General features: G+C 60.2%; 11 protein-coding genes. 6 read left to right on the plus strand and 5 right to left on the minus strand.

The annotated features are described in order from the left end of the window. Window positions 1–123 precede the first annotated feature (123 nt). Window positions 124–996 carry a LysR family transcriptional regulator gene (locus QZR14_RS21145; protein ID WP_311997668.1) on the plus strand — a complete coding sequence of 291 codons (873 nt, stop codon included), beginning with the start codon at window positions 124–126 and terminating at the stop codon, window positions 994–996. 122 nt (window positions 997–1,118) lie between these two features. On the opposite strand, the gene QZR14_RS21150 is transcribed toward QZR14_RS21145, so the two are convergent. Beyond that, window positions 1,119–1,979, minus strand: coding sequence for a LysR substrate-binding domain-containing protein (locus tag QZR14_RS21150; protein ID WP_311997669.1), 861 nt, complete (start codon window positions 1,977–1,979; stop codon window positions 1,119–1,121). Window positions 1,980–2,091: 112 nt separating this feature from the next. Here QZR14_RS21150 and QZR14_RS21155 point away from each other — a divergent pair, with 112 nt between their 5' ends. Next, complete coding sequence (locus QZR14_RS21155) at window positions 2,092–3,201, plus strand: 2-aminoethylphosphonate--pyruvate transaminase (protein WP_311997670.1); 1,110 nt, start codon at window positions 2,092–2,094, stop codon at window positions 3,199–3,201. A 144-nt stretch (window positions 3,202–3,345) separates the two neighbouring features. Then, window positions 3,346–4,173, plus strand: coding sequence for a phosphonoacetaldehyde hydrolase (gene phnX / locus QZR14_RS21160; RefSeq protein WP_250606607.1), 828 nt, complete (start codon window positions 3,346–3,348; stop codon window positions 4,171–4,173). Window positions 4,174–4,262: 89 nt separating this feature from the next. On the opposite strand, the gene QZR14_RS21165 is transcribed toward phnX, so the two are convergent. After that, window positions 4,263–4,829 (minus strand): hypothetical protein, encoded by a 567-nt coding sequence (locus QZR14_RS21165; RefSeq protein WP_311997671.1) that lies wholly within the window; start codon window positions 4,827–4,829, stop codon window positions 4,263–4,265. A gap of 386 nt (window positions 4,830–5,215) precedes the next feature. On the opposite strand from QZR14_RS21165, the gene QZR14_RS21170 reads away from it, so the two are divergent. Next, window positions 5,216–5,764, plus strand: coding sequence for a cytochrome b (locus tag QZR14_RS21170; protein ID WP_250606605.1), 549 nt, complete (start codon window positions 5,216–5,218; stop codon window positions 5,762–5,764). Window positions 5,765–5,767: 3 nt separating this feature from the next. On the opposite strand, the gene QZR14_RS21175 is transcribed toward QZR14_RS21170, so the two are convergent. Together QZR14_RS21175 and QZR14_RS21180 are read right to left on the minus strand one after the other, a co-directional pair. Beyond that, on the minus strand, window positions 5,768–6,694 hold the full coding sequence (locus tag QZR14_RS21175) for a 1-aminocyclopropane-1-carboxylate deaminase/D-cysteine desulfhydrase (RefSeq protein WP_311997672.1): 927 nt from the start codon (window positions 6,692–6,694) through the stop codon (window positions 5,768–5,770). A 225-nt stretch (window positions 6,695–6,919) separates the two neighbouring features. After that, entirely contained in the window at window positions 6,920–8,959 is a 2,040-nt protein-coding gene (locus tag QZR14_RS21180) for an NADPH-dependent 2,4-dienoyl-CoA reductase (protein ID WP_311997673.1), read from the minus strand. 208 nt (window positions 8,960–9,167) lie between these two features. Here QZR14_RS21180 and QZR14_RS21185 point away from each other — a divergent pair, with 208 nt between their 5' ends. Both QZR14_RS21185 and QZR14_RS21190 read left to right on the plus strand, forming a co-directional pair. Further along, on the plus strand, window positions 9,168–10,298 hold the full coding sequence (locus QZR14_RS21185) for a carbon-nitrogen hydrolase family protein (RefSeq protein WP_311997674.1): 1,131 nt from the start codon (window positions 9,168–9,170) through the stop codon (window positions 10,296–10,298). A gap of 3 nt (window positions 10,299–10,301) precedes the next feature. Then, entirely contained in the window at window positions 10,302–11,342 is a 1,041-nt protein-coding gene (locus tag QZR14_RS21190; protein WP_250606601.1) for an AraC family transcriptional regulator, read from the plus strand. 410 nt (window positions 11,343–11,752) lie between these two features. On the opposite strand, the gene QZR14_RS21195 is transcribed toward QZR14_RS21190, so the two are convergent. Beyond that, entirely contained in the window at window positions 11,753–12,625 is an 873-nt protein-coding gene (locus QZR14_RS21195; protein WP_311997675.1) for a DUF2242 domain-containing protein, read from the minus strand. Window positions 12,626–12,789 lie beyond the last annotated feature (164 nt).

Here is a 12,789-nt window from a genome sequence, read left to right on the forward strand (position 1 = left end):
CCGAGAAGGCAGTCAGCGATGGCGTGAGCCGATCAAAGCAATTACTGTTTAATAAATAAAATCGATTTATCGTATTTCACACATAAGCTCAGCTTGTTACTGACTGAGCGATCAGGTGACTTCATGTCGGTGTCCCACGCCCAACTCAAAGCCTTCCACGCCGTGGCCGTGCATGGAAGCTTCACCAAAGCCGCCGAGCGTCTTTTTCTCACGCAACCGGCGATATCCGACCAAGTGCGCAAACTCGAAGAGCGTTTTGGCGTTTTGCTGTTTCACCGCAATAAACGTTCCGTGCGCCTGACTGACTTGGGCGAACGCTTGCTGGCGATCACGCAACGGCTGTTCGTGATTGAAGCCGAAGCGCAGGAATTGCTGCAGGAGTCCCAGGCCCTGCAGACCGGCAGCCTGATTCTCGCAGTGGATGCGCCGGTGCACGTGCTACCGCAGATCGCGCGGTTCTGCGAGCGCTATCCGGGGATCAGCGTGAAGATCGAGACCGGCAACACCGATGAATCGTTGTTTCGCCTGTTCAACTATCAGGCCGATCTGGCGTTGCTCGGGCGTGATGTCAGCGATGAGCGCTTGCTGTGTGTGCCGCTGCGCAATGATCCGATGGTGGCGTTCGTGTCGCGCAATCATCCATGGGCCACGCGTGAATCGATCTGCCTGGCAGACCTGGATGACACGCCGCTGGTGTTGCGTGAACACGGTTCGGTAACCCGGCAGACGCTGGAAGAGGAAATGGCAAGGGTGGGGTTTCGCATTCGCCCGGCGATTCAGGTGGAAGGCCGGGAAGCGGCGCGTGAGGCGGTGGTGGTCGGGATTGGCGTTGGCGTGGTGTCGGCGGCGGAATTTGGCGCAGATTCGCGGGTGTGTGCGTTACCGATCGTCGACTGCACCCGTCGATTGACGGAGACACTGGTGTGTTTGCGCGAGCAAAGTAATCGACGGGTAGTGGCGACCTTCCTCGAAATGGTTCGCGACAGCCTTGTGTAAGTAATATCGGCCCCATCGCTGGCAAGCCAGCACCCACAGGTTTCCTGGCTGTACACAGCACCTTTGAACGACCGAGAACACTGTGGGAGCTGGCTTGCCAGCGATTGGGGCGACTCGGTGTATCAGACTGGCGCAAGACCAAAGAACGCCTGAATCAAACGCAACTCCCGCCGCCGCTCCATGCAGCCGATCATGTGCCGATTGACCAGCCCTTCGCCGGCAATCGGAATCGCCACCACGCGCGGGTCATGGCTGACCTCAACCGATGAAACCACGCCAACGCCCAGCTCGGCCGCCACCGCTTCGGTCACCGCCTCACGGCTGTCCAGTTCCAGCAACACGCGAGGATGGATCGAGGCCTGCGCACAGGCCTCATCAAATGTACGCCGGGTGATCGAACTCGGCTCACGGAGCACCATGATCACTTGATCCAGTTCCTTGAGTTTCACTTCCCCGGCGCGCATCGCCCACGGGTGCCCTGCCGGCACCAACGCGCAAATCCGCGACTCGCTCAGTGCTTGCAGATGCAGGCCTTTGCGCGGTTCGACCTCGGTCAACACCGCCACGTCCGCGTGTTCCGACAACAACGCCGCCAGGGTTTCCTGGGCATTGCCCAAACGCAGATTCACCGTGATTCCCGGATACCGCGTGCGCAGGCTGGCGAGCATCGGCATGACCATGTGCGGCCCGTCCGCCGCCACCTCCAACCGCCCGGTGAGCAATTGCCGGTTGGCCTCGAGCATTGTCTGCGCCTCTTCTGCGAGGCCAAACATCGCTCGGGTAATCGCCGCGAGTTTGGTGCCCTCCTCGGTCAGTTCCACCCGTCGCGCGGTGCGCCGCAACAGGGTGATCTGGTAGTGCTCCTCCAGCGCCTTGATGTGCCCGGTGACCGCCGGCTGACTGATGAACAAACGCGCGGCGGCGCGGGTGAAGCTGCCTTCACGGGCCACAGCGTCGAAGGCGCGGAGCTGGAACAGGTTCATGAATAACTCTCGCTGATGGCTGGCATAACAACAAACAATTTGATTGATGCAACGGCGAATTGCAACGTATGCCCCGTAGCTTCATCCCACAGCGCTATCCGAGGACACACGAATGAGTATCGCCGAACCCATCCTGCTCACTCCCGGCCCGTTGACCACTTCGGCCCGCACCCGCCAGGCGATGATGGTCGACTGGGGGTCATGGGATGACCGCTTCAATCAACTGACCGCCAGCCTTTGCGAACAATTGCTGGCGATCCTCAACGGCGCCGCGACTCACCACTGCGTGCCATTACAGGGCAGCGGCACGTTCGCTGTCGAAGCGGCCATCGGCACTTTGGTGCCGCGTGACGGCAAAGTCCTGGTGCTGATCAATGGCGCCTATGGCAAGCGTCTGGCGAAGATCTGCGAAGTGCTCGGGCGTTCGTTCAGCACCTTCGAAACCGCCGAAGATGAACCGACCACCGCTGCCGACGTTGACCGTCTGTTGCGCGCCGACAGCACCATCACCCACGTCGCCCTGATCCACTGCGAAACCAGCACCGGCATTCTCAACCCGCTGCCGGAGATTGCCGAGGTGGTCCAGCAACACGGCAAACGCTTGATCATCGACGCCATGAGTTCCTTCGGCGCACTGCCGGTGGACGCGCAGCAAGTGCCGTTCGACGCGCTGATCGCCGCGTCCGGCAAATGCCTGGAAGGTGTACCGGGGATGGGGTTTGTCTTCGCTCGCAAAGAATCCCTGGCCGCTGCCGCCGGTAATTCACATTCGCTGGCAATGGACCTGTATGACCAGCACACCTACATGAAGAAGACCGGGCAATGGCGCTTCACCCCGCCGACCCACGTGGTCGCGGCGCTGCACGAAGCGTTACTGCAATACAACGAAGAAGGTGGCCTGTCGGCGCGGCATGCGCGCTACGCCGCCAACTGTCAGGCGCTGATGGACGAGATGGGCAAACTGGGTTTGCGCAGCTTCCTGCCGGCGGCGATTCAGGCGCCGATCATTGCCACGTTCCATGCGCCGCAAGATCCGCGTTATCAGTTCAAGGACTTCTATGAACGCGTGAAGGCCAAGGGTTACATCCTTTATCCCGGCAAATTGACTCAGGTCGAGACCTTCCGTGTCGGCTGCATTGGCCATGTCAGCCCGGAAGAAATGCGCCAGGCCGTTGCAGCGATCGGCGAAGTGCTGCGCGAGATGGAAGTCCTCGACATCTAAACCCCATCCTAAATCCCCTGTGGGAGCGAGCCTGCTCGCGAATGCGGTCGAACACTCAACATTGATATCGACTGATATCGACGCCTTCGCGAGCAGGCTCGCTCCAACATTTGAACTGCATTTCAACTCAGGAATTTGATTGCCATGAACTATGTAAACCCAAACAAACTTCAAGCCGCGATCCTCGACTGGGCCGGCACCGTGGTCGATTTCGGCTCGTTCGCACCGACGCAGATCTTCGTCGAAGCCTTCGCCGAGTTCGACGTGCAGGTCTCCATCGAAGAAGCCCGTGGCCCGATGGGGATGGGCAAGTGGGACCACATCCGTACCCTCTGCGATCAGCCGCAAGTGGCCGAGCGTTATCGCAAGGCGTTCGGCCGCACGCCGACCGACGATGACGTCACCGCAATCTACAACCGCTTCATGCCGCTGCAGATCGAAAAGATCGCCGAGCACTCGGCGCTGATTCCCGGTGCACTGGAAACCATCGCCAATCTGCGTCAGCAAGGCATCAAGATCGGTTCCTGCTCCGGCTATCCGAAGCAAGTGATGGACAAGGTCGTCGAACTTGCCGCCAGCAACGGCTACGTCGCTGATCATGTGGTTGCCACCGACGAAGTGCCAAATGGCCGTCCGTGGCCGGCCCAGGCGCTGGCCAACGTGATCGCGCTGGGCATCGACGATGTCGCAGCGTGCGTGAAGATCGATGACACCGTGCCGGGCATTCTCGAAGGCCGCCGCGCCGGAATGTGGACCGTGGCGCTGATCTGCTCGGGCAACGCACTGGGTCTGGATTACGCCGGTTTCCGCGCCTTGGGCAGCGATGAACTGGCCAGCGAACGCAAGCGCATTCACGCGCTGTTCGAAGGTTCGCGCCCGCACTACATGATCGACACCATCACCGATCTGCCGGAAGTCATCGCTGACATCAACAAGCGCCTGGCCAACGGTGAGATGCCGCAAAACGCTTGAAGCTGAAAATGAAAAACACCGCTGATCCATGACAATCAGCGGTGTTTTTTTTCGCCGTATAAAAAACCAGCACAAGTCTCGGTAATCAATTACTCCGAAACAAGATTGCCTTCTGCATCGTAGGTCCGGCCGTCGGGATGTTTAACACTTCCATCCGGTAACTGTTCAGTTCCGTCTTCCCAGACAATACGTCCATCCGGATATTCAACGGTATTATCCGGCCAGATAATCCGCCCGTCCGGATACTCGACCCGGCCATCTTCATATTGAATGATGCCATCGGGACGCTTGATTGAAGTTGTATCGGCGTTAATCAAACTGCCATCAGGCAGTGTGGTCGAACCATCGACATTGACTGTCGCACCAAGTGTCTGGATTAGCGCAATCAAGGCCACCGGATCGACGTTGACGTTAATGGTCGGCCATGGCATTGGCGGGCGCTTGGTCTCGGTTGGCGTGGCAGGACTGGTCGGCCGCACCGGCTGGGTCGGCGCTACCGGCTGGGTCGGCGCTACCGGTTTGGTCGGAGCCACCGGCTTGGTCGGGGCCACTGGCTTGGTCGGTGCCACCGGTTTGGTCGGCGCCACCGGTTTGGTCGGCGCCACTGGCTTGGTCGGTGCCACTGGCTTGGTCGGTGCCACCGGTTTGGTCGGCACAACCGGCCTGGTTGGAGCTACTGGCGTTGGCGCTGTAGTAGATGGGCGAGGCTTCGAAATCGGACGTTTCATATTTATACTCAACTTAAAATAATAAACTTTTAATCTTCAACAACTCACTAAAGATTCGACCCGACAATAACCATCCAAAACAAACCATTCAAACCAAAAGAAAACACAAGATATAAACAACACAAAGTTACGCTTGACCAGACCACATACAAAACCGAGTTTCAAGTAACGAGCAAATCAAAATCGGGTATTGAATACTTTTCTTTCTTGCAAAAAACATCACGAACTCCGGGCAAAAACATCGCGGCAGGTTTACAGTGACAAGAGTGCCGTCACGACGGCCTGATTGCACATCGATCCCGAGGAAACCGCTTATGCCGTGGACAAGCTCAGAATCGCGTTACAGCACCGTTTCAGTCCTGCTGCACTGGCTGATGCTGGTGTTGTTGGTGCTGGTTTACGCCAGCATGGAACTGCGTGGCCTGTTCCCCAAGGGCAGTGGCGGGCGCACACTGATCCGCGAAGTGCACTACATGCTCGGCCTGACCGTGTTTGTACTCGTGTGGTTTCGCCTCCTCGCACGCAGCCTCGGTCCGGCGCCGAAAATTTTCCCTGCTTCGCCACAATGGCAGACTGTGCTGGCGCGGCTGATGCACTGGGCGTTGTACCTGTTCATGATCAGCATGCCGATTCTGGGCTGGCTGATTACCAGCGCCGAGGGACATCAGGTGATGTTCTATGGTTTTGACCTGCCGCTGCTGGTCGCGGAGAACAAGGATTTCGCCAAACAAGTTGAGGGCTGGCATGTACTGATCGCCACTGTGGGTTACTGGCTGATCGGGCTGCATGCGCTGGCGGGGATCTATCACCATTACGTGGTGGGCGATAACACGCTGCTGCGGATGATGCCCAAGCGCGGCTGAATATCAGGGGCTGGCGATAAAACCGCGCCGCCCCTGCAAGCCTCCGGTGTGGATGAAGATCAGCCGCGTTCCGGGCGCGAACCGGCCTGCCTCGACCTGTTGCTTGAGTGCCAGCAACGCCTTGCCGGTGTACAACGGCTCCAGAGCTATGCCGCAGGCCTGCTCGGTCTGCTCGATGAACGCGAGCAGCAGCGGATCGACCTTGGCAAAACCGCCACGGCTGGCATCGATCAACTCATAGTCAACACTGGCCAGTCCGGCTGACTGAATAATCGACTCGACCTGCGGCGCTACGCCGTGATCTCCAGGTACCGCCAACGCGCCATAGACCCGATGCGAACCCGCCTCGGCGAGAACCAGCCCGGCCAGCGTGGTGCCGGTGCCGCAGGCCACCCACCAGCCGTGATAATCAGTCCAGCCCAGCGTAGGCAATTGTGCTTGCGCCTGTTCCTTGATCGCTGCACAACCGCGCGCCCCTGCTAACCCGCCGCCGCCCTCCGGCACCGCATACAGCTGCGGATACTGCTCATGCCAGGGCGCCCAGAAGCCCGGTTCATTGCGCGCGCGATAACCGCCATAACCCAACCAATGCAACTGCATGCCGAACGCCTGCAAATCCAGCACCGTCGGTGTGTCCTGCGCATGCCCGCGCAACAGCCCCACGGTTTTGCAGCCCAGCCGTTTCCCTGCCGCCGCCAACGCATGCAGATGATTGGAATGCGCACCACCGAGGCTGATGATGCCCTCGGCACCCGCGCGGTCGGCGGCTTTGAGGTGTTCGACGAGTTTGAACCATTTGTTGCCGCTGATCAGCGGGTCGATCTGGTCGAGGCGCAGGATGGCGACTTCAATGCCGGCGGTTGCGAGCCAGTCGAGGTGAAGGCGTTCGAGAGGGGCTTGGGGTAGCCAATCGGAGGGTGGCAAAAGCATGGGCGGCGATTCGATCTGGACAGAGCCGGCATTCTAGTCGCTCACAAGCAGGCATCGCGAGCAGGCCCACTCCTGGATTGGTTGGTTGGCGCTCACCGAATCTGTGAACAACAAAACACTTGTGTGAGCGAGCCTGCTCGCGAAGGCGTCGTGTCAGTCGACAGGTGTATTGACTGACACTCCGCTTTCGCGAGCAGGCTCGCTCCACAGGTCAAGCGACGTTGTTTATAGCTCAGCCGCCAGACGCGAACCTTGGTTGATCGCACGCTTGGCATCCAGCTCAGCCGCGACATCCGCGCCGCCGATCAGGTGCACGTTCTGCCCCGCAGCCACCAGACCGTCGTGCAATTCGCGCAACGGATCCTGCCCTGCGCAAATCACAATGTTGTCCACCGCCAAGACTTGCGGCTCGCCGGTTTCGCCGATGCGGATATGCAGGCCCTGATCGTCAATGCTCAGGTATTCAACGCTGTTGAGCATCTGCACTTGCTTGTTCTTCAGACCGGTACGGTGAATCCAGCCAGTGGTTTTGCCGAGGCCATCGCCGACCTTGGTTTTCTTGCGCTGCAACAGAAACACTTCGCGTGCCGGCGCGTGCGGTTCGGCTTTGATCCCGGCCACGCCACCACGGGCTTCCAGTTGCGTGTCGATGCCCCATTCTTTCCAGAACGCGGCGCGATCCTGGCTGGTCGCTATACCTTGGTGAACGAGGAATTCCGAGACGTCAAAACCGATACCGCCGGCGCCAATCACCGCCACGCGCTTGCCCACCGGTTTGCGCTCGAGGATCACGTCCAGGTAGCTCAGCACCTTGGCATTGTCGACACCCGGAATTGCCGGCACACGCGGCGCAATACCAGTGGCGAGGATGATCTCGTCATAACCGCCTTCAACCAGTTTCGCCACGTCGACGCGGGTGTTCAGGCACACCTCAACATTAGTGGTCTGCAGCTTGCGCTTGAAGTAACGCAAGGTTTCGAAAAACTCTTCCTTGCCCGGCACGCGCTTGGCGATGTTGAACTGGCCGCCGATTTCACTGGCCGAATCGAACAGGGTCACCTGATGGCCACGCTCGGCAGCCACGGTCGCGGCGGACAATCCGGCAGGGCCGGCGCCAACCACGGCGATTTTCTTGATCTGCTGCACCGGCAGGTAGTTGAGTTCGGTTTCGTGGCAGGCACGCGGATTGACCAGGCAACTGGTCAGCTTGCCACCAAAGGTGTGATCGAGGCACGCCTGGTTGCAACCGATGCAGGTGTTGATTTCGTCCGCACGACCTTCAGCGGCCTTGTTGACGAAGTCCGGGTCGGCGAGGAACGGCCGCGCCATCGAGACCATGTCAGCATCGCCTTCAGCCAGAATCTGCTCGGCGATTTCCGGCGTGTTGATGCGGTTGGTGGTGATCAGCGGAATCTTCACCGAGCCGCGCAGTTTGGCCGTGACCTTGCTGAATGCCGCACGCGGCACTTTTGTGGCGATGGTCGGGATCCGCGCTTCGTGCCAGCCGATGCCGGTGTTGATAATGGTCGCACCGGCCTGCTCGATGGCTTTGGCCAGGGTGACGATCTCGCCCCAGGTGCTGCCGCCCTCGACCAGGTCGAGCATCGACAGACGGAAAATAATGATGAAGTTCGGGCCAACCGCTTCGCGTACACGGCGAACGATTTCCACCGGCAGGCGCATACGGTTTTCGTAGCTGCCGCCCCAGCGGTCGGTGCGGTGGTTGGTGTGCGCGGCGAGGAACTGGTTAATGAAATAACCTTCCGACCCCATGATCTCGACGCCGTCATACTCGGCGCTCTGCGCCAGTACCGAACAGGTGACAAAATCGCTGATCTGCTTCTCGATGCCTTCCTCGTCCAGCTCTTTGGGCTTGAACGGGTTGATTGGTGCCTGAATCGCGCTCGGCGCGACTTGTTTCGGGCTGTAGGCATAACGCCCGGCGTGGAGGATCTGCATGCAGATCTTGCCGCCCGCCTCGTGCACCGCGCGGGTGACGATGCGGTGTTTGAGTGCTTCTTCCTCGGTGGTCAGCTTGGCCGCGCCGGAATACACGCCGCCCTCGTCGTTCGGGCCGATACCACCGGTGACCATCAGGCCGACACCGCCACGCGCACGTTCAGCGAAGTACGCCGCCATGCGCTCGAAGCCCCCCGGTTTTTCTTCCAGACCGGTGTGCATCGACCCCATCAGGGTGCGGTTGCGCAGCGTGGTGAATCCCAGGTCCAGCGGGGCCAACAGGTGCGGGTAATGAGCGGCGGTCATCGGTAACTCCACAACGAGCGATCACGGAAAAGTTGCGGGCGCTCTGCGGCTCCCGTCAGTCATGTTCGACAGACTAAGAGTCGCATCGCTGTCACTCAATGACCGTAACTGACAACTTATTGATCCAAATGCGCAGCGCCCCTTGGCAATCAGGTCCATGGGCCCTACCCTAGTCGCCATACCCTGTACCCGGTAGTTGTTGGTTTTCATGCGCAAACTTTTGTACCTGTTTTTTTCCATGGCCCTCGTTGCCGCCCTGACCACCTACTCCATGTGGGCGGCGGACCGGCCGGCGGGCCACTACCTGTCGGACCTGCGCATCAACGTGGCGGTCGATCAGGGCACCCCCGCCGATCGCGGCAATCTGCTGGGCATCCAGCCCGAGCTGTTTCCCACGGACTATCAAAACCCCGAGCGCTTGCACCGCAAACTCGCAGCCTATCTGCAGCAAGCGCAGGATCAAGGCCTGCTGAACGACAAAACCGTCGTGGTGCTGCCGGAGAACATCGGCACCTGGTTGCTGCTCAGCGGCGAAAAAGACGAGCTGTATCAGGCCCCGAGCCTCGCCGAGGCAATGAACTGGCTGGCCGCGAGCAATCCGTTGTTGTTCGCCCGCGCCTGGCTCAGCGCCAACGGCAGCGACCGCCTCAACGACGCCTACCTGCGCATGAAAGCCAAGGCGATGGCCAAGGATTACCAGGCGCTGTTCGGGGGGCTGGCCAAAGAATTTCACGTGACCCTGGTGGCCGGCTCGATCGTGCTGCCGGAGCCGAGTGTCCGCGACGGCCAGCTCAAACCCGGTAGCGGTGCCCTGTTCAACAGCAGCGTGGTGTTCGGCCGCGATGGCGTGCCGCTTGGCCAGCCGCAACGGCAGATGCATCCGGTGTTCGATCAGCGCGAGGTGCTCGAAAGCGCAGACAAACACGCGCTAAACGTGGTCGACACCCCGGCCGGGCGCCTTGGCGTGTTGATTGGCAGCGACAGTTGGTACCCGGACAACTACCGCAAACTTGACGAGCAAAACACACAATTGATCGCGGTACCGGCGCAGGTATTCGGCCAGGGTGCCTGGAATCAGCCATGGCGCGGTTACAAAGGTTCAAGCACGCCGGGGTCGGTCAGCCTCAAACCCGGTGAAGTCACCGAAGGACAGGCCTGGCATCGACTGACACTGACCGCGCAACCGCCGAGCAGCCGAGCGATCGCCGGCATCAGTGTGTTCCTGCGCGGGCAGTTCTGGGACAAGGCCAGTGCCGGCCAGAGTTTCCTCAGCAGCAACGGTCAGCAGTTCGCCGATGGCGAGGCCCGTGGCGCGCGTTTGCTGAACATCTGGTTGTAAGCCATGAAGCCGCTGCCGATGCGCCTCGGGGATCTGTCGGTGGGCTTTGTTCACAGCCTCGCCGACGCCGTACGCAGTCATGGGGCGGATCCGCAGCCGTTGCTGGAGCAATATGGACTGGACGCCGCGCGACTGGCCGAGGCCGGGGCGCGTTTGTCGATTCCGCGCTATATGCGCCTGGGCCACGCCGCGATTCAGTTGACCGGCGATTCGGCGCTGGGCCTGCGCATGGGCCAGCTCAGTCGCCTCAGCCAGGCCGGGCTGGCCGGCGTCACCGCCGCACAAGCGCCGACGGTGCGTGAAGCCGCGCGCTGTCTGATCCGTTTCGAGGCGTTGTACGGCTCCAACTATCGCGGCCAATCCAGCTTCCACGAGGACGCCAATGGCGCGTGGCTGCGTTTCTATTCGATCAGCCCGTACAACGCCTATAACCGCTTTGTCGTGGACTCGATCATCGCCGGATGGCTGCATCAGCTCTCCAGTGTCAGCCGCGAAGCGCTGCGCGCTGAACGCATCGACATCGAGTTCGAGGAGCCGGATTACCGCGAGGCCTACAGCGTGCTGGGTGATTGCCCGATCCAGTTTGGCGCCGATGGCAATCAGCTGCGCCTGAACCTCAACAGCCTCGCGCAGCGCAACCCGGAGCACTGCCCGAGTACCTGGCGGCATCTGCTGCAACTGTGTGAACGCGAACTGGAGCAATTGACCCGCACCCGCAGTCTGCGCGAACGCATCACGCAGTTGCTTGGGCCGTTGCTCAATGGTGGCCGGGAACCCGACCTGGAAGAAGTGGCGTCGCGCCTGAAGCTGCCGACCTGGACATTGCGCCGCAAACTGGCCGAGGAAGGCACGCAGTTTCGCGCGATCCTCAACGACACCCGGCGCGATCTGGCGATGACTTACATCCGCGATACCGAACTGGCATTCGGCGAAATCGCCTACCTGCTGGGTTTTGCTTCAGCCGAAGCGTTCCAGCGAGCCTTTAAACGCTGGAGCGGTCAGACGCCCGGCGAATTCCGCCGCAGTCACCGCAAAACGGCATAAAAGCAGCTGCGAGCTTCAAGCTTCAAGTCAAAGCTCGGTGGCGTCTTCGGCGGGCTCGGGTTGATCCAGTTCAAAGGCCTGGTATTCGAGCAGCTCTTCTTGATATTCATCCATCGTGTAATCCCCCTGCTGCTCTCTTGAATGGGCCTGAGCAAATGCCCAGTGCCTCAAGCTTAACGTGCTCGTATGAAGGAAAAGTGAAACCCGGCCTTCATGAATAAAACGTAGCAGGTGGTCAGGAATTTATCGTGGGAATTTTGTCAGGGGAATGTAACGAAATTTAAGCCACCCAAAAACCACTGTGGGAGCGAGCCTGCTCGCGAAGGCGGACTCTCAGTCACATAAGTGCTGAATGTACCGACGCTTTCGCGAGCAGGCTCGCTCCCACAGGGGGTTGCGGTGAGGCTGGATTATTGGCCGGACGCAGGCATCGCCGGAATCGGCTCGGATGGCGGCGGAATATCCGGGTTGGCCGGAGGCGTGATGGTTTCGGTCGCCGGCGCAGCTGCAGGTGCCGGCGCAGGTTCAGCGCTCGGGGCCGGAGTGATTGGCGCAGCGTCTGCCGGTGGTGCAACCGGTTCCGACGTCACTGGAGCGGCCTCAGCAGGTGCGGGCGCCGGTTCTGCAGCAGGCGTAGGTTCAACCTTCGGCGCAGGCGTTGGCGTTGGCGTTGGCGCCAACGCTGCCGGAGCCGCCTTCGCCTCAGGCATACCGAGATCGGTCTTGGGCTTCTCTTCGATATGCGCTGCCTTCTTCGCATCCGCCGGCAGGAACAACTCCACCAACGTAAAGAAACGCTCGTAGAACTTCTGCGACGTCACCGTCTCGCTGGCGACCTTGACCATCGAATCGTCCGACGAGCCGATCGGCATCGACACCGAGCCCAGCACACCCACACCGAGGCTGGCCGAGTTGTTGGTCTTCTTCAGCGCGTAGCGATCCTGCAAGGCGTTGGCGAACATCGTTGCATGGTGCCCGGCACTGCCGTCATCGGCGCAGACCACATTGAAGCTGATCTCCATGTGGGTGTCGCCGGTTTGCTGGAAGCTCTTGTGGCCGCTGACCAGTTTCGGGTCGCTGCTGGTGATGATGTAGCCCTGGCTGAGCAACGCACGGCGCGCCGCTTCGCAACTGGCCGCGTCGGTCACCGGGTAATTGCGCGAAAACGTACCGGAGTCATCGAAGTTCTCATGCTCATACATCGGCTTGTCTTTCGAACAGCCGGCAACAGCGGTCAACAACAGCGCCAACCCGACAACACGCATGGGAGTGGAAATCAACATTGAACATCCTGAAAGAAAACAGTCCGGGGCGTATTGTGCAACAGATCACGCCCCCGCGGCGCATGGATTAGTGTCTTAAAGCAGTTACAACTCTATCGACCGTCAGTTGCGGGAAAAAGTCGCAACACCCGATGATCGATGAACGCGCGCAATTTTGCCGTAGC

The organism is Pseudomonas sp. rhizo66 (assembly GCF_031931925.1).
Classification (GTDB): Bacteria; Pseudomonadota; Gammaproteobacteria; order Pseudomonadales; family Pseudomonadaceae; genus Aquipseudomonas.

What these genes read in the sequence shown, in the direction of transcription:
- QZR14_RS21145 (WP_311997668.1), top strand. Translation starts at nt 124, where the DNA reads ATGTCGGTGTCCCACGCCCAACTCAAAGCCTTCCACGCCGTGGCCGTG.
- QZR14_RS21150 (WP_311997669.1), bottom strand. Translation starts at nt 1,979, where the DNA reads ATGAACCTGTTCCAGCTCCGCGCCTTCGACGCTGTGGCCCGTGAAGGC.
- QZR14_RS21155 (WP_311997670.1), top strand. Translation starts at nt 2,092, where the DNA reads ATGAGTATCGCCGAACCCATCCTGCTCACTCCCGGCCCGTTGACCACT.
- phnX (WP_250606607.1), top strand. Translation starts at nt 3,346, where the DNA reads ATGAACTATGTAAACCCAAACAAACTTCAAGCCGCGATCCTCGACTGG.
- QZR14_RS21170 (WP_250606605.1), top strand. Translation starts at nt 5,216, where the DNA reads ATGCCGTGGACAAGCTCAGAATCGCGTTACAGCACCGTTTCAGTCCTG.
- QZR14_RS21175 (WP_311997672.1), bottom strand. Translation starts at nt 6,694, where the DNA reads ATGCTTTTGCCACCCTCCGATTGGCTACCCCAAGCCCCTCTCGAACGC.
- QZR14_RS21180 (WP_311997673.1), bottom strand. Translation starts at nt 8,959, where the DNA reads ATGACCGCCGCTCATTACCCGCACCTGTTGGCCCCGCTGGACCTGGGA.
- QZR14_RS21185 (WP_311997674.1), top strand. Translation starts at nt 9,168, where the DNA reads ATGCGCAAACTTTTGTACCTGTTTTTTTCCATGGCCCTCGTTGCCGCC.
- QZR14_RS21190 (WP_250606601.1), top strand. Translation starts at nt 10,302, where the DNA reads ATGAAGCCGCTGCCGATGCGCCTCGGGGATCTGTCGGTGGGCTTTGTT.
- QZR14_RS21195 (WP_311997675.1), bottom strand. Translation starts at nt 12,625, where the DNA reads ATGTTGATTTCCACTCCCATGCGTGTTGTCGGGTTGGCGCTGTTGTTG.